Origin of the sequence: Acinetobacter sp. ANC 4654 (assembly GCF_002135425.1) — a bacterium.
GTDB classification, from domain to species: Bacteria; Pseudomonadota; Gammaproteobacteria; order Pseudomonadales; family Moraxellaceae; genus Acinetobacter; species Acinetobacter kyonggiensis.
The window spans coordinates 357,104-377,192 of sequence record NZ_NEGL01000003.1 but is presented as its reverse complement, the minus strand read 5'-3'; the positions used below and the strand labels follow the sequence as shown (position 1 = coordinate 377,192).

Below are 20,089 nucleotides of genomic sequence, written 5' to 3'. Positions count from 1 at the left end.
GAAACCTCTTCGCGCTGATGGTAGTGTGGGGTTACCCATGTGAGAGTAAGTCATCGCCAGCTCATTATTCCTGAAAACACCCCAACTCAAACGAGTTGGGGTGTTTTTTTATGCGCGGAAGTTGATAAATCAAATATTGGTGAATAAAGCTGAAAGCCATTCTCCGTAATTTCGATATTTAGATTAAACATAATTTAAGATTATTTATTAAAGCCATTTTTTATAGAATTCGAATAGGTTGCCCTTGGCGAAATTTGCCTGAATATTTTGCTAAATTCAACTCAATATTTAAAAAATTTAGTCGTTGCTCTAGAGAGAGAAGCTATTAAAAGTATTTGAATTAATCTCAAATAGTACTGATTTAGAATGGATTTTTATTGATGCTACATTTATTTGAGCACATCAACATGTTAATGGTATGAAAAGCCAAAATATCTCAAAAAGTATCGGTATGAATAGTTCTAAAATTCATTTAGCTGTAGATTCAAATGGTAACTCAATTAAATTTAATATTTTATTTTAGTTTTTTAATAGCTTTAAGCAGTAAAAGTACATTATTTTTTACACGGGTCTCGATAAAAAAGCGGATAAATTGTAAATTATTGTGTGGTCTAATTTTGATAGATCACGGTGGTATTTTAAATTTTTCTTGCATAGCCACCAAAATTTTAGACACATATAACCATCTTTTGGTGGGCTTTTTCATAATCAAATAGAGAATGCTGACCATTGCAATCATGTCTAAGTTTTGAATTGTAGAGCATCTCCGAAATGGCAATAAACACGATTTCTGAAACTTTTAATTGAGAAGAGCACATTCGCAAACGCTTGTTGCTGTATTTCAAAAATTGCCAATAAATTGCTTCAAATTTTTGAAAAAAGTCATCAATCATGCAGAAGAAATATGTATGAGTCATATATGGCGCAAGGAACGCGGTGGTTGAAGGCGTAAGTTGTGTGGTAACTCCCTAATGGTTTGCAGCCACCTTTTTTGCAAGTCAATTTCTTATCCGCGATTCGGGTTAATGAGTTATTTTATCTAACTAAGAGTTGTTTACAAAATCTATGGCCATTCACAGAGACATTATCGATGCTCTTGATATCCAGCAGGAAATTAAAAATTTAAACTACTGTTTATGTATGTTTTTTAATCAAGCAAGATGAATGGAATTCATGGTAAAATGATCGGCTTTCATCTTAGATCTCTCCCGATCGCCATCTGCCAATCGAGATAAATAACCATGTCTACTGCTTATACTGCTCAAACAGCGCCTACTGCGTTGTTTGATTACGACAAATATTGGGCGTCGTGTTTTGAACCCGCACCATTTTTGCCGATGTCACGAGAGGAGATGGATCAACTCGGTTGGGACAGTTGTGACTTTATTTTGGTCTGTGGCGATGCTTATATCGATCATCCATCATTTTGTTCGGGCATTATTGGTCGTACTTTGGAAGCGCAAGGCTTCCGTGTCGGGATTATTGCACAACCTGATTGGACCAATGCGGAAAGCTTCCGCGTTTTGGGTAAGCCAAATATCGCTTGGGGTGTGACGGCTGGTAATATGGATTCGATGATCAACCGTTATACGGCTGACCGTAAAATCCGTTCTGATGATGCTTATTCACCCGATAATCAACCGAATAAACGTCCAGACCGTGCAGCAACTGTGTATTGCCAACGTGTGCGTGAAGCTTACCCTGATGTGCCTGTATTGTTAGGGGGAATTGAAGCCTCTTTACGTCGTATTGCACACTATGATTATTGGTCAGACAAAGTCCGTCGCTCAGTATTGATGGACTCAAAAGCAGATTTATTGATGTATGGTAACGGTGAGCGTTCAATCACAGAAGTGATGCATCGTTTAGCACGTGGCGAAAAAATTCACGAAATTACCGATGTTCGTGGCACGGCATTTATCGTGAATAAATTAAACCGTCCCTCTAAAGCCAAATTTGTGGAAATTGCATCGAATGATGTGGATGCTATTGGCCGTGTTGATCCGATCATCAATCCTTATGTGATGACTGAAGATTTAGATGGCTGTGAAATTGAACAAGATAAAGGCAATTCACTCGCTAAATATCAAAATTTCCAAAAAGAAGCTGTGGCCAATCCAATCATCCGTGAAGGCGATAATTTGGATGCTGATACACAAATTGTTCAGCTTCAACCTGCACCCTCTAAAGCGATTAAACATAAATTACCGCCACGTGAGTTGGCTGTGATTCGTTTACCAGCCTTTGAGGAAGTGTCCGAAGATCCAGTCCTGTATGCACATGCCAATCGTATTTTGCATTTGGAAACTAATCCGGGCAATGCACGTGCCATGGTACAAAAACATGGCGAACGTGATGTTTGGTTAAATGCGCCACCAATTCCTTTAACCACAGAAGAAATGGATTACGTGTTTGACTTGCCTTATGCACGTCTGCCCCATCCAGCGTATGCTGAAGCACGTTTTCCTGCATTTGACATGATTAAATTCTCTGTCAATATCATGCGTGGTTGTTTCGGTGGTTGTACATTCTGTTCCATTACCGAACATGAAGGTCGTATTATTCAGAACCGTTCTGAAGAGTCGATTCTGCGTGAAGTGGAAAAAATTCGTGATACTGCACCAGGCTTTACGGGGATTATTTCTGACTTAGGTGGGCCAACAGCAAACATGTATCGTTTGCAGTGTAAAGATCCTGAGATTGAAAAGAACTGTCGTAAACCGTCCTGTGTATTCCCCGGTGTGTGTCAGAACTTACATACCGATCATGCACCGTTAACTCAGTTATATCGTAAAGCACGTGCCTTAAAGGGCATTAAAAAGATTTTGATTGGTTCCGGTCTGCGTTATGACTTGGCGGTGTTAAACCCTGAATATGTGAAAGAGCTGGTTCAGCATCATGTCGGTGGTTATTTAAAAATTGCACCTGAACATACCGAAAAAGGTCCATTGTCGAAGATGATGAAACCAGGTATTGGCACTTATGACCGCTTTAAACAGATGTTTGATCGTTTTAGTAAAGAAGCAGGAAAAGAGCAGTATCTGATTCCGTACTTTATTGCAGCGCATCCGGGGACAACCGAATATGACATGATGAATCTGGCGATTTGGTTGAAGAAGAATGATTTCCGTGCTGACCAAGTACAGACTTTCTATCCATCACCGATGGCAACAGCAACCACCATGTATCACACCGGTAAAAACCCACTGGCAAAAGTGGCGCGTTATACCGAAAATGTTGATATTGTGAAAGGTGATAAACGTCGTCGTATTCATAAGGCATTCTTACGTTACCATGATCCAAACAACTGGCCATTACTTCGTGAAGCGCTGAAGGAAATGGGGCGTGCGGATTTAATTGGTAACTCGAAGCAACATCTGATTCCGACTTATCAACCAGTGGGAACAACGGAAGGTCAGTACCAATCGGCACGTAAAAAGAATTCCACGATTGCAGGTGATTCACAAAAACGTACGGGTGAACATGCGGCTCGAAACAATCAAACCAGTAATGCATCGCGTCCGTCAAATACCAAAAAACGTCCAGAAAGAGGACAGATTTTGACTCAGCATACAGGTTTGCCGCCCCGTGAAACGGGAGATGCAAAAAAACCATTTGCTGGCACCAAGCCAAAGGGCAAGTCTAAGCCAAAAGCGAAAGCTTAATTTTGATCAGTGAATGAAGAAGGATGCTTAGGCATCCTTTTTTACTGAATAAGGAAAATAAAGGATCAAAAACAGTTCGTCGGAATTGTAGGACAATAGCCAATAGTCTTATTGAATCAGCGTTAGAGCTTGATATACACTCTTTTTAGTGTCTATGAATATTGAATGAGACACCGATGCTGAATATAAAATAAGTGCAATTTTTTGTTTGTTTTTATAATGATTTTGTCATTATTAAATGCAGTTTGTTTACTTGACATATTTAATAAAAAGAGTGGTTGTATACTAAATTTCATAACAAACAATCGGTGTGACACCGACAAGATTATAAAAAATTAAAGGACTAAGAGAATGATGATGTACATTTTTATCGGGAGTTTAATCCTACTGTGTGTACTGTTTATGGCATGGAGAAGTCTGGAAAATAGTACCAGACAGCAAGATAGTGCTTTAAAACAAAGGGCTATTTTTAATATTAATCAACAAATTACATATACTCGCCTTAAGGAAATACTGCCACAGAGCACGATTTTGGCACATGTCTCATTTGATGCTTTATTGACGACTAAATACTCTCGTACGCGCTATAAATATCGCAATATGGTGGCAGATTTTGTGGTACTGGATGAAAATCATCAAGTAACGGCCATTATTGCACTGGATGATCCCATGGTATTGAAGCGTCGACAGAATGCACAATATCAAGATGCACTTTTAGCCATGGCAGGATATTGTGTGATTCGCTATGACGATGTGCCTGAATATTATCAGTTGAGACAAGATTTCCTGATTGAAAAGTTTGCTTATAATCAGTTAGACACTGCGCTAGAAGGTCATACAAAAAAGTATAATTTTTATCCAGTGTTGGGGCGAAAGAAAATCCGAATTTTAGGCTAATGAAAATAAGCATGAATAAATAGACTTATCATGCTTATTTTTGATCGATTTAATTTGAAATACGTACAGCCGTAACCGTCATTTCAACTAAAACGTCAGCAGCATAAAGTTTTGATTCAACACAGGTTCGGGCAGGGGCGTGACCTTTGGCAACCCAAGCATCCCATATTTCATTCATAGCCGCATAGTCTTGTTCAATATCTTTTAAGAAAATGATCACAGATAAAATATGGGTTTTATCTGAACCTGCATCTGCCAATAAGCGGTCGATATTATCCAGTGTTTCTTGCGTTTGTGCCTTGATATCCAGTGAGGTGTCATTGGCCAATTGACCAGCTAAATGTACCAAATTTCCTGCAATCGCCACTTCGCAATAACGCTTTTCTACATGTAGACGTTGAACGCTCATAAAATTTTAATCCTGTGTTTTTCGGCATCATTGCCATTGCACCGTTGTATCAGTATTTAGTACCAAACGGTGAAGTGAAAATGGGTTAATGAACACCCGATCATGTGCAATATTGCTCAGTAAAACAGCACTAAGAAGATCATCATCACATGTGTTGTGCATCCAATGCCATCAAGCAGGGAAAGCACCCATTAAACCACCGATGATACACATTTTTTGCGGATCAAAGCGATCTGCAATCCATGCAAAAAGAGCAATATTGCAACAACTGATTGCACTTGGTATTAAGGTGATATTGAGGGAGAGTTGTTTATTCAAACCTCGGTTATAGGTTAGATCATTCAGTCGAAAATGAGGCATTCAATAGATGAGCAGTCATTTTTATAGACATAAAATTTTGATATAAAAGGCTTTCAGATATGAGGTGATGATAGGCGTGATCGAAAGTACTAGCGATTGATAACAGCAGTAATTCAATTAATAGGTATGATTTTATGCAAGGGTGTTGTTGGCAATTTAAAAGAGCTATTTAGCGAAGACAGGCAAGAAAGGATTCCATGACAGAGTTGCCCTGTAATATTCGGATTTGATCGTCACGCCAATCACAGGACAGTATGCTAAAAGTAAAGGTGATTTTTAGCATCTCAGCGGCTACATGGATAAATGCATCGCGCAGATAGAGTACCGTAAAAAGAAGTGTTGTGTGTAATCAATTGGTCTAATTTTATTCTTTTGCTTAAAAAGTATTCAAAATATTGACCAAAGTGAAAGCTGAGGCGGATCTTGCTGTTCAGAAAGTTGATAGACCCCAACGCCAATTAAGCGAAATTGCGTATGTTTAGAAATCCGCATTTCAATCAGCAATTGTTGCACTACATCTTCTAATTGTTGTTTGTTTTCTAAGGGTTGTTTAAAACTTTTACTGTGTTGTAAAACTTGGAAATTTTTCAATTTAAGCTTGGCTGAAACGCCACGTGCAGAAAGCTGTTTTTTCTCTAAGCTGGCCCAAACTTGATCAATCAGTTTAGGCCAATAGCTGTGGCATTCGGTCAAAATAAGATCGTCATCAAAAGTAGTTTCTTTTGAAATTTGTCGGCGTTCACGTTCAGTCTGTACAGGGCGTTCATCAATGCCTTGCGCATATAAAAACAATTGTTTGCCATATTTACCAAAATGTTGAATCAGGATGGTTTCATCCATTTGTTGTAAATCACCCAAGGTGTCCAGTTGCAGTGCTTTTAATTTTTCGTGGGTCACTTTACCGACACCGGGGATTTTTTTCAGCGCTAAATGTTGAATAAAATTTTGCACCTGTGAGGGTTTAATCACACAAATACCATTGGGTTTATGCCAATCCGATGCAATTTTGGCTAAGAATTTATTTGGTGCTACACCCGCAGATGCGGTTAAACCAGTCACTTGAAAAATATCGTTCCGAATTTGCATGGCAACTTCTGTTGCACTTGGAATATTTTTTAAATTTTCAGTCACATCTAAATAAGCTTCATCTAAAGATAAGGGTTCGATGATGTGAGTGTAACGCTGAAAAATCTGATGAATTTGAGTTGATACGGCACGATATTTTTCAAAATTGGGTTCAATCACCAACACTTGTGGACATAGTTTCTTGGCCTGTGACATGGACATGGCGGAACGTAAACCGAACTTGCGCGCAGGGTAGGATGCCGCTGCAATCACTGCTCTTGGATGGTGTGAGGAAATCACCACGGGCAGGTCTTTTAATTCAGGATAATCTTTGAGTTCAACAGATGCATAAAAGGCATCCATATCAATGTGAATGATTTTTCTCATGCAGCTCACATTCTGCTTTGAATACAAGGTTAAGTTGAGTATCTCATTTTCATGCTTTGGATTGTAGTGCTTGAGTCAGACGATACGACACAGCTTGACTGAGTAAAACTGCGGCTGTGTTTTTCTGCTCAGCCGGCTGAATTAAAAGATTGAAGTTTTTTTAGGGCTGATCTGGTTATTTTGTCGGTCAATTTTTAAGAGTGGTTTGCGTAGCAATGTTATTTTTTTCCAAAAAATGGATCCAGTCGGACTGATCGCCATGAAAGACATTTAAATCGACCACTTTAGCAATGCCTTTAATGCTTCCCTGATTGGTCTGTTGCCAAAACAACCATGGTGGGTTGCCTTTTAAATTGGGTTTACCTTGGTATTCGCGTACCCAGAGCGGTGTTTTAGAAAATTGTCCTGCTAAAATAATGTTATAAAATGACTTAGAAATATAGAAAATCGGCTGTTTGCCATAGTGTTGATACAGTCGATCATGCATGACCTGAATTTCTTCTAGCAGCTGTTCTTTGGTATAGGTATTGATGCAGTTGGTGTCATATTCCAGATCAATCACAGGCGGCAGGGCATCGGGTTTATTGGGCACGGTGGCAATAAAGTTCTGTGCTTGAATTTCACCATCACGGCATAAACGATAAAAATGATATGCGCCCACCAGAAAACCCTGTTCACGGGCTTGTAGCCAATTTTCCTGAAATTTCCGATCTTTAAAATCACCGCCTTCTGTGGCTTTTAAATAGATAAATTGAAACTCTTTCGGTGATATTTTTTTCCACTGGATATCACCCTGATGATGTGAAACATCAAAGCCTTTGACCGGATATTCCTGTGCTGAGGCAGGATTATGATGCAGGATAAAAACATAGACCACGATTGCAATGCAAATCAGTCCCAAGCCAACGCAAGAGGCGTAAAGCTTTTGCAGGCTGCTTTGGGCGAATCGTTTTTTAGGCATAACAGTATTTGCAATGATGAACCTTGAATATGATAACGCGATCTGAAGCCTCAGAGCACGTTGTTTCTGAAATCTGTTTAAACGGCTGTATTGCGTGGAATACGCCAGAAAATATAAGCCGTAATGATGTTAATACAGCCTAAACAGATCAGCGTGCTATGAAATGCAAGGCTGATCTGTGCGCTGCCATAATATGTGGTAAAAATGTTGACCAGCGTACCCGCCAAAGCCACTCCAATACTCATCGACAGCATCATGATCATGGATAAAAAACTGTTGCCACTGCTGGCATCCGCTTGAGGTAAATCTTTCAGCGTTAAGGTATTCATGGAGACAAATTGCATTGAATTTAACATACCAAAAATAAAGAAATGTAAGGTTCGCAGCCACAGTGGTGTATCTGCCGTGGTTAAAGCCAGACTGGCAATACAGCTACCCACTAAAATTGTATTGACCAACAGCACACGCCGATAGCCAAAGCGTTGAATAATGGGGCGAATAATCGGTTTTGATGCCAATGATCCGAGTACCGCAGGAATCATCATTAATCCCGTAATCAAGGGACTAAAACCAAATGCGACTTGTAACATTAGCGGTAATAAAAAAGGCAGAGCATTGCCGCCCAAACGCGCAAAAAAATTCCCTAAAATACCAATCGCATAAATTTTATTTTCAAATAATCTGCTTCGAAATAAGGCATGTTCATGAGTGTGAGCGTGGTAAGCATAGATGGCTGCTGCAATGAGTCCTCCCACGATGAGCACAATGCTGAACCCAGCGGAGCTATGGGGACTGGAAAAACTTTCAATGCCTAAAGACATACCAATCATGGCCATGACCAAGAACAGGAAACCGCTAAAATCAAATTTCTGTACCGTGGGTTCGGTGACATTGGGCATGGCTTTAAAAGTGACCAGCACACCCAACAGCCCCATCGGGATATTGATCAAGAAAATCCAATGCCATGTGGCAACTTCAACCAACCAGCCGCCTAAAGTGGGGCCAATCAGTGGACCCACTAAGCCTGCCAGACTCATGAGGCTCATGGCAGATAAAAATTGGCTACGTGGAATGACTTTCAGCATTGCCAAACGACCAACAGGCAGCAATAAAGCACCGCCAATGCCTTGAGCAACACGAAACAAGAGCAGTTGCTCTAAATTTTGTGAAAATGCGCAGCCCAAAGAGGCCAAGGTAAAAATAATAATCGCTGAAAAATAAGTATTACGTACACCAAAACGGTCTGCGAGCCAGCCACTTAAGGGAATACAGGCAGCGACAGAAAGCACATAAGCCACCACGAGACTGTGCATGCGTAAGGGATCTTCCCCTAAGCTGACAGCCATCGCAGGAATGGCCGTGTTGACAATGGTGGTATCGAGCGCTTGCATAAAAAAGCCAATCGACACTAAAAAGACCAACAGTCTAAATTCAGGTTGTAAGGCTTGATGTGAGGGCGTGGCATTCATATTTTGAAGAAGCTGAGGTTTTTAAACAGTTTAAATGAATCTAGAAAGCGTGTTGTATTAAATCGTTGTCTTCATTTTGCCATAACAATGCAATAAAACAGCAATCCAACCGTCATGGTGCTGACACGCGTTGCTTATAACTTGGTCGCAATTTTAACAAAAATGATGAATGAGCATGATGAAGACACAATTTTCGGCACTGATGATTGCTTTACTTTCGGTGGGAATGGTGGCGTGTAATGATGATCAGAAAAATGAAGTGACGGTGACACCACCCATCGTTGAGGAGAAAACCCCGAACAGCATTGAACTGGTGCGTATAGGTGGTTATGAAACCGGTATTTTTGGTGCCAGTGCAGCAGAAATTCCAGCTTTTGATGCTGCGAGCAAACGCCTGTTTGTCGTGAATGCTAAAAAGGGTATGGTCGATGTGCTGGATATGACACAGCCTGACAAACCTGTGCATATTGGGGAATTATCTGCACGTGCATATTTGGCGGAATCTGATGTAAATAGCGTTGCAGTGCATCAGGGTATTGTCGCTTTAGCCGTTCAAGCCAAGAATAAAACGGACAACGGCATCGTCGCTTTTTTTAATGCCAAAGATTTAACTTTTATGAGTCAGGTTGAGGTTGGGGCATTGCCTGATATGTTGGTATTCACTGCAGATGGCAAAAAGGTTTTGGTGGCAAATGAAGGTGAACCAAGTGCAGGGTATGCGGTTGATCCAGAAGGTTCGATCAGTATTATTGATGTGCGTAATATCCAACGTCCTGAAGTGAAAACAGCAGGATTTAGTGCATGGAATTCACAAAAGCAAAGCTTAGTGGATGCGGGTGTCCGTATTTTTGGACCTGATGCGCAGCAATATGCCAATATAACAACGCAAGGTATTGCAACCACAACGGTTGCTCAAGATCTAGAGCCTGAATACATCACCATCAGTGCCGACGGTAAAACTGCATGGGCAACGCTGCAAGAAAACAATGCCATTGCCAAAATTGATTTAATCAAAGATGAAGTCGTGGATATTTTTCCGATTGGCTATAAAGACCACGGTTTAGCTGAAAATGCCTTTGATGCCAGCGATAAAGATTTAGGCATTAATCTTCAAGCTTGGTCGGGCGTTTTCGGCATGTATATGCCTGATGCGATTGCGCAATATCAGGTTGATGGGAAAACTTATTTGGTGACCGCCAATGAGGGTGATGCACGCGAATGGCTGCTTAATGCGGATCAGTATTTTAAAGGTGATGATTTAAATGCCGGCTATGCTGAAGAAATTCGTGTAAAGCACTTATTTAACAGCAAAGGTTTTAGAAATAATGGCGATTATGCGGCACATTTACGTCAGATTGCGCCAAATGTGAAAGGTGCAAAATTAGATTCCAGCATTTTTTGTAAAAATGCACCTCAGGTTGAAACATGTTTGTCCGAGTTAATCGGTGATACTCAATTGGGTCGTTTAACCATAAGTTGGACCCAAGGCTATAAAAAAGATGCGCTGACGGGTTTGCCACTGCTGGATGAAAAGGGGCTAATGACCTACGACAAACTGTATGCGTATGGCGGTCGTTCATTCAGTATTATTGATCCCATTTCGAAAAAAATAGTTTGGGACTCAGGCAAAGAATTTGAAGCAAAAGTTGCAGAAATGATGCCGCAATATTTCAATAGCAATCATGAAAATACTGTATTTGATGACCGTAGTGACAACAAAGGCCCTGAACCTGAAGGCATTGCATTGGGTAAAATTGGCAATAAAACCTTTGCATTTATTGGGCTTGAACGCCAAAGCGGTATCATGGTTTATGATATTAGTCAGCCGAAAAAAGGACAGTTCGTTCAATATTTTAATGACCGGAAAATGACCGAGGCACCGAATAAACAAGGGGATTTAGGGCCTGAAGGTTTAATTTTTATTGCGGCGAAAGATTCACCCAATGGACAGCCACTTTTGGTGGTTGGCAATGAGGTGAGTGGTTCAACTGCAATTTATCAAGTGAAGTTAAACTAATCCACCGTGAGAAAAAAGAGCACAAGGGTGCTCTTTTTTTGTGCTGAGTAACAAAACCTTGTTACTGTGATGTGATTAAAGTGACACAAAACTGTCATAATCTTGCGCAACTCATTCGTCGTATTGGATGGGGCTTTTCATTGGTGAAAAAGGTTCTGTTTTTATGACAATCGAAATTTTGATGATTGTTGGTTTCTGTTTAGCTGCCTATTCAATTGTTGGAAATGATGTACCACAAACCTTAGGTACTTTTATTTCATCCAATGCCCATCGCCCTTGGTGGGTGTTGTGGCTGTATACCAGCAGTATTTTAAGCGTGGTGTTAATGTATGGTTGGTATGCCTCGGGCGTAGGCGATGCATCTTATGGTCGTCTTGAAACCATTCCTTTTCCTGAGTCAGGAATTACTTGGCTGTATATCGTTCCGCCTATATTGCTGATTCTGTTAACCAAGTATGGGATTCCTGTCAGTACCACATTTTTAGTTTTGACCATTTTCTCACCAAGCAGTTTGGGCGCCATGCTGACCAAGTCGATGATGGGCTACGCTGTTGCATTTGTGGTGGCTATCATTGTCTATCGTTTTGTGATTAAAGGGATTTCGGTTTATTTCAGTAAAACACGCGATCACAAACCATCTCATCTTTGGATTGGCTTACAGTGGGTATCTACGGCTTTTCTATGGAGCCAATGGTTAATTCAAGATTTGGCCAATATTTTTGTCTATGTGCCGCGTCAAGTTCCCTTTGAATTTCTAGTTTTTGCCATTTCTGTATTCGTGGCTTTATTGGGGATGATTTTCTACCAACGTGGCGGAGCCATCCAAAAAATTATCGACACCAAAACTGGGGTGGCGGATATTCGTTCAGCGACCATTATTGATTTTATTTATGCCTTAATTTTATTGGTCTTTAAAGAGTGGAGTAATATTCCAATGAGTACCACTTGGGTATTCTTAGGTTTACTTGCAGGTCGTGAATTTGCCCTGTCTATGCATCTGGCTGAAGTGAATAAATACCGAACTTCGCGTAATGTGAGTAAGGATGCGATGAAGTTGATGGTGGGTTTAATTATGAGTATTGTTTTAGCCACGACTTTGCCGTGGTTTTATCAAGTCATCTCAGGTTAATAGATTAATGCTTCAAAAAAAGCGAGCTATGTGCTCGCTTTTTTTATCGTAGCTGTTTAAATAGCAAAGTGTTTTGGAGCGCTTAAATTTTTAATTGCATTGATAATTTGGTCTGCATGATTACAAATAATCAATTTTGCACGATGCTGCGGTGGTAAAAATCCTTCCTCAACGGCATGATCAAGCTGCGCAATTAAAGCATCATAAAAGCCATTCACGTTGTATAGCATCATGGGTTTTTGGTGTTGATTTAACTGTCCCCAAGTGGCCACTTCTAGAATTTCTTCAAAAGTACCTAAGCCACCCGGAAGTGCTACAAAAGCACTGGCACGCTCTGCCATCATCGCCTTACGTTCATGCATATTTTTGACAATGTGCAACTCAGTGAGTTGATGGTGTGCAATTTCATAATCGAGCATAAATTCAGGAATGACCCCAACGGTTTGACCGCCATGTTGTATGACGGCATTGGCAACTTGCCCCATGAGGCCAATACTTGCACCACCATAGACCAGTCCAAAACCTTGGTCTGCAAGACCTTGAGCTAGAGCAATCGCTTTTTCTGCATAAATGGGTTTATTACCAGAACGGGAACCGCAATAGAGAGCAATTAACGCTTGAGTTGTTTTAGGCATCGGATTTTTATGTTTTGGAGTCATTTTTAATACACTGGTCATCATTATATTTTTACCATAGCATTTTATTTTTTCATGCTCTAGCTTACGCAGAAAATATGACAAAGCATGGACTGAAATAAACCTACTTTGCAAAAATTTGTGAACAGATGCGAAGAGAAAAGCGCGACAGATTGAAAAAAGGATGAATTTCTACGTCATCTTGCCTATACTAAAAATCTGTTTTCCAACAAATGAATCAACATGGGTAGTGGTTGTCGTCGCTCCGAACACATCAATTCGTACGAAAAAATTATACCGAATATTGTTCAGAGAATATTCACCGATTTTAATCGCAAGATTCTAAAATCAGTCCTTAATCGTATGCAGGGGAACATCCAATGATTTTTGAATGGATGTCAGATCCATCTGCATGGATTGGTCTTGCAACTTTAGTGGTTTTAGAAATTGTTCTCGGTATTGATAATCTGGTCTTTATCGCAATTTTGGCGGAAAAACTTCCACCAGAACAGCGCAATACGGGGCGTATTGTCGGGCTAATTTTAGCTTTGGTGATGCGATTAATTTTACTCGCTTCAATTGCGTGGGTGGTGACCTTAACTCAACCGCTGTTCCATATTTTTGATCATGCGTTCTCGGGTCGTGACCTGATTCTACTGTTTGGTGGTGTGTTCCTGTTGTTTAAAGGTACTATGGAACTGCATGAGCGTATTGAAGGTACACAACCGCAAAAAGAAGAAAACCCTGTACATGCTGCTTTTTGGATGGTGATTGTTCAAATTGTGGTGCTTGATGCTGTTTTCTCGCTCGATAGCGTGATTACCGCAGTGGGTATGGTGAAAGATCTTTCAGTGATGATGATTGCGGTGATTATTGCCGTTGGCATTATGTTGTGGGCATCGAAACCGTTGATGAACTTCGTCAATAAGCATCCAACCGTGGTGATTTTATGTCTCGGTTTCCTGATGATGATTGGTTTCTCATTGATTGTTGAAGGTTTTGGTTTTCACATTCCAAAAGGCTATTTATATGCCGCAATTGGTTTCTCTGTGGTGGTTGAGTTTGTCAATCAAACCATGCGTCGCAATCAGGAAAAACTGGTCACGACCACGGACTTACGTTATCGCACGGCTTCTGCCGTGATGCGTATGCTGGGTGGTAAGACCGATGCGCAAAATAATGAGGCTGAAGATGTACTGGCCACACGCGCCTTTGCCGATGAAGTGTTTAATGAAGAAAATGGTGCTTATCATAGTGTGATGGTACAAGGGGTGCTTGGACTGTCTGAACGACCAGTGAAATCAGTGATGACACCCCGTCCAGAACTGGAGTGGATTGATTTAGACGAAGACGAAGCGTCAATTAAAGAACAACTGTTGAGCATGACCCATTCGCGTTTAATTATTGCACGCGGTGAATTGGATAATATTTCAGGTGTCGTACTGACGCATAAAATCATGAATGAATACATCGAAACAGGTGTACTCAATTTTGAACGTCACTTACGTGATCCAGTCATTGTGCATGAAAATGCTCAAGTGTTGATGGTGATGGAGCAACTTCGTCAAGCCCCCCTACAAATGGCAATTGTGTTAAATGAATATGGTTCAATTGAAGGCATTGCGACACCAATTGATGTATTGGAAGCCATTGCGGGTGAATTTCCCGATGAAGATGAATTGGAAACGGCAGCGGAAAGTTTAGCGGATGGAACGTTAATCCTTGATGGCTCGACCGATATTCGCCATGTCTCCTTACTTTTAGGACGTGATTTAGTTGATGAATCTGAACAATATTCAACTTTGTCGGGTTATATTTTATTTCACTTAGGGCGTTTACCCGAAAGTGGGGCAAAATTAGCCGCAGATGCTCATATTTTTGAAGTGGTCACAATGGACGGTCATAAAATTGATAAAGTCCATATCATGCCGCAAATCAAAGCCAATGCTGAAGATGCATGAAATGACAGATATGATCGCTTAAGCTTAGGATAATGAATTAAAATAGTTCGCATAGTCGGGCTATTTTTATGGGAAATATTTCATGTCAGAACGTAATTGTCCCTGTGGGCAAGGAAATTATGCAGCGTGTTGCCAGCCGCTACACTTGCGGCAAGCCAAAGCACAAACAGCAGCGCAGTTAATGCGTTCACGTTATAGTGCATTTGCCAAGCATGAGATTGATTACCTTATTAAAACCACAGCCATCGGGCAACAACCTTTTTTAGATCAAGTGGCGATTGCAGATTGGAGTCAAGCCAATCAATGGCTCAAATTAGACGTACTTCAAGCCAAAGAAAAAATAGATAAAAATCACGCACAGGTTGAATTTAAAGCCCATTACCATGATGGCAAACAAGCACAAGTGCATCATGAAGTCTCTCATTTTGTACAACATGAGGGAACGTGGTATTTCCTTGATCCGACCACGGAGATGCAAATCACCATGAAGCAAGCCTGCATTTGTGGTTCAGGCAAAAAATTTAAACAATGTTGTGCGCAATATTTGTAATTTTAGCTTGAATTTGCCTTAGAATAGCGCGCATCGATTACCCTCAGTGGAAGATGGGCAATGTTACTATTCGTCATTTATATTGTTGCGATTACGGCTGAAGCGATGACAGGGGCACTGTCGGCAGGTCGACGTAGTATGGATTGGTTTGGTGTAACGCTGATTGCCTGTGTCACCGCATTAGGTGGTGGCTCCGTTCGAGACGTACTGCTTGGACATTATCCGCTGACTTGGGTTAAACATCCCGAATATTTAGTTTTGACCTGTGCTGCTGCTTTTGTCACGATTTTAATTGCCAAATGGATGCGCCATTTACGTTCTATCTTCTTGATTTTAGATGCTATGGGGTTAATTGGCTTTACCGTGATTGGTTGTCAAATTGCACTACAAATGGGCCATGGCTTTGTGGTTTCAGCGGTCGCAGGTGTGTTGACTGGGGTATCGGGTGGTATCTTGCGTGACATCCTGTGTAACGATGTACCCTTGGTGTTCCGCCGTGAACTGTATGCCAGTATTTCCTTTGTTTCGGTGATTTGCTATTGGGTCTGTCAAGAGATCGGCTTCTCTCTAGAAGTTACTGTTATTTCTACCCTGATCTTCGGTTTTTCTTTACGTTGTATCGCCATCTATTTTGGTTTGGAAATGCCGAAATTTATTTATAAAGATGATGATGAGCAATCTGCATCCTCTAAAGATGCGTCATAAAGATTTGTATAAAAATGATAGATGACTGATGAAATAAAGCAGTCATCTGCTTTAAATGAGCGTATAAAAATAACTACAACTATAAATCCTGTTGGGAAAGCAGTATGTATTCTTTCACCAAATCAGAGATATTGTTATGGATTTAGTCTCACGTGTACAACGCTTACCAATCGGTAAATTTCACTATACCTTACTCTGGGTCATCGGACTGGGTTGGATGTTCGATGCGATGGATACGGGGCTCATTTCTTTTATTTTGACCACCATGGCTGAAGAATGGAACATGACACCGACAGAAAAAGGTTGGGTGGTGTCCATTGGTTTTGTCGGTATGGCAATTGGAGCTGTTTTTTCAGGTGGCTTAGCGGACCGAATTGGTCGTCGTACCGTGTTTGCCATCACTTTAGTCACCTACAGCATTGCCACCGCTTTATGTGCTTTTGCACCGAATTTAATCTGGTTGTTGGTCTTTCGTTTTATTGTCGGTTTGGGCTTGGGTGGACAACTTCCCGTTGCGGTGACTTTGGTCAGTGAATATATTCCTGCTCAAGTGCGTGGACGCTTCATTGTGTTATTGGAAAGTTTTTGGGGCTTGGGCTGGTTGGTTGCCGCATTGGTGTCCTATTTTGTGATTCCAAGTTATGGCTGGCATATCGCCTTTTTAATTGGCGGTTTACCCGCTATTTATGTGTTTATGATTCTGAAAAAAGTGCCAGAGTCAGTACCATATTTGATTAATCGTGGGCGTATTGAAGAAGCGCATGCACTGGTACAGCAGCTTGAACGCCAGTGTGGTGTTGAGGTGATTGATTATATTGAAGTACAGCCTGTAGCCACCAAACAAAATATCTCCTTTCGCCAGCTTTGGTCAGGCCCATTTGCACGTCGTACCTTAATGCTCTGGTTAATTTGGTTCGGTATAGTTTATTCCTATTATGGCATTTTTACTTGGTTGCCCAGTTTGTTGGTGAAACAAGGCTATAGCATTGTGCAGTCTTTTGAATATGTGCTGATCATGATTTTGGCACAGCTTCCAGGTTATGTCGCAGCCGCATGGCTGGTGGAAAAATTGGGGCGCAAAGCAACCTTGGCAGGTTTTATTGGCATGTGTGCTGTCTCGGCTTATTTCTTTGGTCAAGCGAATAGCGTAAACATGATTATGTTCTGGGGCTGTTTGATGTCATTCTTTAATTTGGGCGCATGGGGCGTACTGTATACCTATACGCCAGAACAATATCCGACCAATATCCGTGCCTTTGGTTCGGGTTGGGCTTCTGCGATTGGTCGCATGGGCGGAATTGTTGCACCGATGGTGGTCACCCATATGATGATTATGGAGAATGGTTTTAGTCAGGTCTTTATGATGTTTACTGCGGTATTATTGGGCGTGGCTTTGGTGATTTTAATTTTAGGCGAAGAAACCAAAGGCAAGACCTTAGAATCGATTGGATTATAAAGTTTGCTGAAAATGGATGATTTTTGCTGGATCATGCTTTATAAAATGAATAGTTTTGCATCATAAGACATAATTTGTCGCGCAGTATGGGTGACTCCCCTTGTGTAGACTGCACCTGCGACTTAGCATAACAACGTAGATACAAAAACGAATTAATTAGGATTTCACGCTTTTATGACCAACGTTGTGCATCAAGCCACAGAAAATCGTTCCGTAGCAGAATTTACCGAACAAGCTTATCTTAATTATGCCATGTACGTGATTATGGATCGTGCATTACCGCATATTAGTGATGGTTTAAAACCCGTGCAGCGTCGTATTGTGTATGCAATGAGCGAGCTTGGTTTAAAGCATAGTGGTAAGCCAAAAAAATCTGCCCGTACGGTGGGTGATGTGCTAGGGAAATATCATCCGCATGGTGATTCTGCCTGTTATGAAGCCATGGTACTGATGGCACAGCCCTTTAGTTATCGCTATCCTTTTATTGAAGGTCAGGGCAACTGGGGTTCACCAGATGATCCAAAATCCTTTGCTGCAATGCGTTATACCGAAGCTAAACTTTCATTGTATAGCGAAGTGCTGTTGTCGGAACTGGGGCAGGGCACTTGTGATTGGCAGGACAACTTTGATGGTTCGATGAAAGAACCGGTGAATTTACCTGCGCGTGTGCCAAATATTTTGCTCAATGGTACAACAGGGATTGCCGTGGGCATGGCAACGGATATTCCACCGCATAACTTGCGTGAAGTCGTTAAAGGCACCATTGCTTTAATTCGCAACCCCAATTTAAGCGATGAAAAAGTGGCAGAATATATTCCTGCGCCAGATTTACCGACCAAAGCTGAAATTATTACCCCGCCTGAAGAACTGCTCAAAATTCAAACTACAGGGCGGGGTAGTTATCGCATGCGTGCGATCTATAGCATTGAAAAAAATGAAATCGTGATTACGGAGTTGCCGTATCAAGTTTCAGGTTCAAAAATCATCACTCAAATTGCCGACCAAATGCAGGCCAAGAAACTGCCTTTAGTCAGTGATGTACGCGATGAATCCGATCATAAAAATCCGACCCGTTTAGTGATTGTGTTGCGTTCAAATCGTATTGATGCAGAAGGGGTGATGAGTCACCTCTTTGCAACTACAGATTTAGAATCGAGCTACCGTGTCAATATGAACATGATTGGGGCCGATGCACGTCCACAAGTTAAATCGATTCGTCGAATTTTATTGGAATGGATTGAAATTCGTAAGAATACTGTGACCCGTCGTTTACAGTATCATCTGAATAAAATTGAAAAACGCCTGCATATCTTGGCGGGTTTACTGATTGCTTATTTAGATTTAGATACTGTGATTCGGATTATTCGCGAAGAGGATCATCCGAAAGCAGAACTGATTGCCCATTTTGGCATTGATGACATTCAAGCTGAAGCCATTTTAGAACTTAAGTTACGTCATTTGGCGAAACTTGAAGAAATGGAAATTCGCCGTGAACAAGAAGAATTAGAAGCGCGTGCTGCCATTATTCGTGAACAATTGGCTAATCCAGAATCCTTAAAGAATTTAATCATCACTGAACTTAAAGATGATGCGAAAAAATTTGGCGATGATCGCCGTTCGCCAATTGTACAGCGTACAGAAGCGCAAGCCATTCATGAACAAGACATGTTGCCTGCCGATCCAGTAACGGTGGTTTTGTCTGAAGCAGGTTGGATTCGTTCTGCCAAAGGGCATGATATTGATGCTGAAAACCTGAATTTCCGTGCTGGCGATCAATATTTAAGTCATGCACAAGGAAAATCAAATCAGCGTGTGTATGTCTTAGATGAAACGGGTCGCAGTTATGCATTGGCCATTGCAAGTTTGCCATCGGCACGTGGTTTGGGTGAGCCATTAAGCTCGAAACTTGCCCCTGCAAATGGCATTGCTTTTATTCAAGTGCTGATTACAGAGGATGAACGTGAAGTCATTGCTGTCAGTTCCAAAGGTTATGGTTTTAAATCGAATGCCAAACAACTCGATACCAGTGCTAAAGCGGGCAAAGCATTTTTAACTGTAGCGGATGATGCCAAAGCCTTACCGTTACAAACAGTTGATGCACATACGCACTTGGCAATGCTGAGTACTGCGGGTCGTTTATTGGTGATTGATTTGTCAGAATTGCCAATGCTGAACAAGGGCAAAGGAAATAAATTGATACAACTTGAAGGCAAAGAACAAATTTTGTTCATGACATTAATTTCTTTAAATGAAATAATTCAAGTGGTTGCGGGGCAGCAACAATTAAAATTAAAAGGTGATGATCTTCAAAAATATATTGGTAAAAGAGCCACTAAAGGTCAACTCTTACCACGAGGATATCAAAAAGCAAATAAACTGTTCATTCAAAGATAAAACTAGCATCCATTGATCAAAATACGTTA

General features: G+C 41.0%; 16 protein-coding genes and 1 pseudogene. 10 read left to right on the top strand and 7 right to left on the bottom strand.

Annotation, left to right across the window (positions count from 1 at the left end):
• Positions 1-143 precede the first annotated feature (143 nt).
• The 3 genes and pseudogenes from B9T24_RS17110 to B9T24_RS07640 all read left to right on the top strand — a co-directional run.
• A pseudogene (locus tag B9T24_RS17110) lies at positions 144-514 on the top strand (transposase); the annotation flags it as partial.
• Positions 515-1,241: 727 nt separating this feature from the next.
• Positions 1,242-3,665: a YgiQ family radical SAM protein gene (locus tag B9T24_RS07645; RefSeq protein WP_086165225.1), complete on the top strand. Its 2,424-nt coding sequence runs from the start codon at positions 1,242-1,244 to the stop codon at positions 3,663-3,665.
• Positions 3,666-4,016: 351 nt separating this feature from the next.
• Positions 4,017-4,562, top strand: coding sequence for a DUF2726 domain-containing protein (locus B9T24_RS07640; protein WP_086165224.1), 546 nt, complete (start codon positions 4,017-4,019; stop codon positions 4,560-4,562).
• 49 nt (positions 4,563-4,611) lie between these two features.
• Here B9T24_RS07640 and B9T24_RS07635 read toward each other — a convergent pair whose 3' ends face one another.
• From B9T24_RS07635 to mdtD, 6 genes are all read right to left on the bottom strand, one after another.
• Positions 4,612-4,971 (bottom strand): RidA family protein, encoded by a 360-nt coding sequence (locus B9T24_RS07635; RefSeq protein WP_086165223.1) that lies wholly within the window; start codon positions 4,969-4,971, stop codon positions 4,612-4,614.
• A gap of 27 nt (positions 4,972-4,998) precedes the next feature.
• On the bottom strand, positions 4,999-5,133 hold the full coding sequence (locus B9T24_RS17295; RefSeq protein WP_265733458.1) for a hypothetical protein: 135 nt from the start codon (positions 5,131-5,133) through the stop codon (positions 4,999-5,001).
• Between the two features lie 9 nt (positions 5,134-5,142).
• On the bottom strand, positions 5,143-5,331 hold the full coding sequence (locus B9T24_RS07630; RefSeq protein WP_086165222.1) for a hypothetical protein: 189 nt from the start codon (positions 5,329-5,331) through the stop codon (positions 5,143-5,145).
• 387 nt (positions 5,332-5,718) lie between these two features.
• Positions 5,719-6,783 (bottom strand): DNA polymerase IV, encoded by a 1,065-nt coding sequence (dinB, locus tag B9T24_RS07625; protein ID WP_086165221.1) that lies wholly within the window; start codon positions 6,781-6,783, stop codon positions 5,719-5,721.
• Between the two features lie 187 nt (positions 6,784-6,970).
• Complete coding sequence (locus tag B9T24_RS07620) at positions 6,971-7,744, bottom strand: GH25 family lysozyme (protein ID WP_171264864.1); 774 nt, start codon at positions 7,742-7,744, stop codon at positions 6,971-6,973.
• Positions 7,745-7,821: 77 nt separating this feature from the next.
• Positions 7,822-9,213 carry a multidrug transporter subunit MdtD gene (mdtD, locus tag B9T24_RS07615; RefSeq protein ID WP_086165220.1) on the bottom strand — a complete coding sequence of 464 codons (1,392 nt, stop codon included), beginning with the start codon at positions 9,211-9,213 and terminating at the stop codon, positions 7,822-7,824.
• A 178-nt stretch (positions 9,214-9,391) separates the two neighbouring features.
• Here mdtD and B9T24_RS07610 point away from each other — a divergent pair, with 178 nt between their 5' ends.
• Together B9T24_RS07610 and B9T24_RS07605 are read left to right on the top strand one after the other, a co-directional pair.
• Positions 9,392-11,230, top strand: coding sequence for a choice-of-anchor I family protein (locus B9T24_RS07610; RefSeq protein ID WP_086165238.1), 1,839 nt, complete (start codon positions 9,392-9,394; stop codon positions 11,228-11,230).
• A gap of 163 nt (positions 11,231-11,393) precedes the next feature.
• On the top strand, positions 11,394-12,359 hold the full coding sequence (locus tag B9T24_RS07605; RefSeq protein WP_086165237.1) for a hypothetical protein: 966 nt from the start codon (positions 11,394-11,396) through the stop codon (positions 12,357-12,359).
• A gap of 56 nt (positions 12,360-12,415) precedes the next feature.
• Here the strand turns inward: B9T24_RS07605 and B9T24_RS07600 are convergent, their stop codons facing one another.
• Positions 12,416-13,036: a TIGR00730 family Rossman fold protein gene (locus B9T24_RS07600; RefSeq protein WP_086165236.1), complete on the bottom strand. Its 621-nt coding sequence runs from the start codon at positions 13,034-13,036 to the stop codon at positions 12,416-12,418.
• Positions 13,037-13,374: 338 nt separating this feature from the next.
• On the opposite strand from B9T24_RS07600, the gene B9T24_RS07595 reads away from it, so the two are divergent.
• The 5 genes from B9T24_RS07595 (at position 13,375) to parC (ending at position 20,060) form a co-directional block, all read left to right on the top strand.
• Entirely contained in the window at positions 13,375-14,955 is a 1,581-nt protein-coding gene (locus B9T24_RS07595) for a TerC family protein (protein ID WP_086165219.1), read from the top strand.
• 82 nt (positions 14,956-15,037) lie between these two features.
• Positions 15,038-15,505 carry a YchJ family protein gene (locus B9T24_RS07590; protein ID WP_086165218.1) on the top strand — a complete coding sequence of 156 codons (468 nt, stop codon included), beginning with the start codon at positions 15,038-15,040 and terminating at the stop codon, positions 15,503-15,505.
• A gap of 60 nt (positions 15,506-15,565) precedes the next feature.
• A complete protein-coding gene (locus B9T24_RS07585; RefSeq protein ID WP_086165217.1) occupies positions 15,566-16,210 on the top strand; it encodes a trimeric intracellular cation channel family protein in 645 nt (214 codons plus the stop codon).
• A gap of 136 nt (positions 16,211-16,346) precedes the next feature.
• On the top strand, positions 16,347-17,666 hold the full coding sequence (locus B9T24_RS07580) for an MFS transporter (RefSeq protein ID WP_086165216.1): 1,320 nt from the start codon (positions 16,347-16,349) through the stop codon (positions 17,664-17,666).
• Positions 17,667-17,840: 174 nt separating this feature from the next.
• Positions 17,841-20,060, top strand: a complete 2,220-nt coding sequence (parC, locus tag B9T24_RS07575; RefSeq protein ID WP_086165215.1) for a DNA topoisomerase IV subunit A — start codon at positions 17,841-17,843, stop codon at positions 20,058-20,060.
• Positions 20,061-20,089: the final 29 nt, after the last annotated feature.

Excerpts from the sequence above, each read along its gene's own strand:
- B9T24_RS07645 (WP_086165225.1), top strand. The coding sequence starts at position 1,242 with ATGTCTACTGCTTATACTGCTCAAACAGCGCCTACTGCGTTGTTTGAT.
- B9T24_RS07640 (WP_086165224.1), top strand. The coding sequence starts at position 4,017 with ATGATGATGTACATTTTTATCGGGAGTTTAATCCTACTGTGTGTACTG.
- B9T24_RS07635 (WP_086165223.1), bottom strand. The coding sequence starts at position 4,971 with ATGAGCGTTCAACGTCTACATGTAGAAAAGCGTTATTGCGAAGTGGCG.
- B9T24_RS17295 (WP_265733458.1), bottom strand. The coding sequence starts at position 5,133 with ATGCACAACACATGTGATGATGATCTTCTTAGTGCTGTTTTACTGAGC.
- B9T24_RS07630 (WP_086165222.1), bottom strand. The coding sequence starts at position 5,331 with ATGCCTCATTTTCGACTGAATGATCTAACCTATAACCGAGGTTTGAAT.
- dinB (WP_086165221.1), bottom strand. The coding sequence starts at position 6,783 with ATGAGAAAAATCATTCACATTGATATGGATGCCTTTTATGCATCTGTT.
- B9T24_RS07620 (WP_171264864.1), bottom strand. The coding sequence starts at position 7,744 with ATGCCTAAAAAACGATTCGCCCAAAGCAGCCTGCAAAAGCTTTACGCC.
- mdtD (WP_086165220.1), bottom strand. The coding sequence starts at position 9,213 with ATGAATGCCACGCCCTCACATCAAGCCTTACAACCTGAATTTAGACTG.
- B9T24_RS07610 (WP_086165238.1), top strand. The coding sequence starts at position 9,392 with ATGAAGACACAATTTTCGGCACTGATGATTGCTTTACTTTCGGTGGGA.
- B9T24_RS07605 (WP_086165237.1), top strand. The coding sequence starts at position 11,394 with ATGACAATCGAAATTTTGATGATTGTTGGTTTCTGTTTAGCTGCCTAT.
- B9T24_RS07600 (WP_086165236.1), bottom strand. The coding sequence starts at position 13,036 with ATGACCAGTGTATTAAAAATGACTCCAAAACATAAAAATCCGATGCCT.
- B9T24_RS07595 (WP_086165219.1), top strand. The coding sequence starts at position 13,375 with ATGATTTTTGAATGGATGTCAGATCCATCTGCATGGATTGGTCTTGCA.
- B9T24_RS07590 (WP_086165218.1), top strand. The coding sequence starts at position 15,038 with ATGTCAGAACGTAATTGTCCCTGTGGGCAAGGAAATTATGCAGCGTGT.
- B9T24_RS07585 (WP_086165217.1), top strand. The coding sequence starts at position 15,566 with ATGTTACTATTCGTCATTTATATTGTTGCGATTACGGCTGAAGCGATG.
- B9T24_RS07580 (WP_086165216.1), top strand. The coding sequence starts at position 16,347 with ATGGATTTAGTCTCACGTGTACAACGCTTACCAATCGGTAAATTTCAC.
- parC (WP_086165215.1), top strand. The coding sequence starts at position 17,841 with ATGACCAACGTTGTGCATCAAGCCACAGAAAATCGTTCCGTAGCAGAA.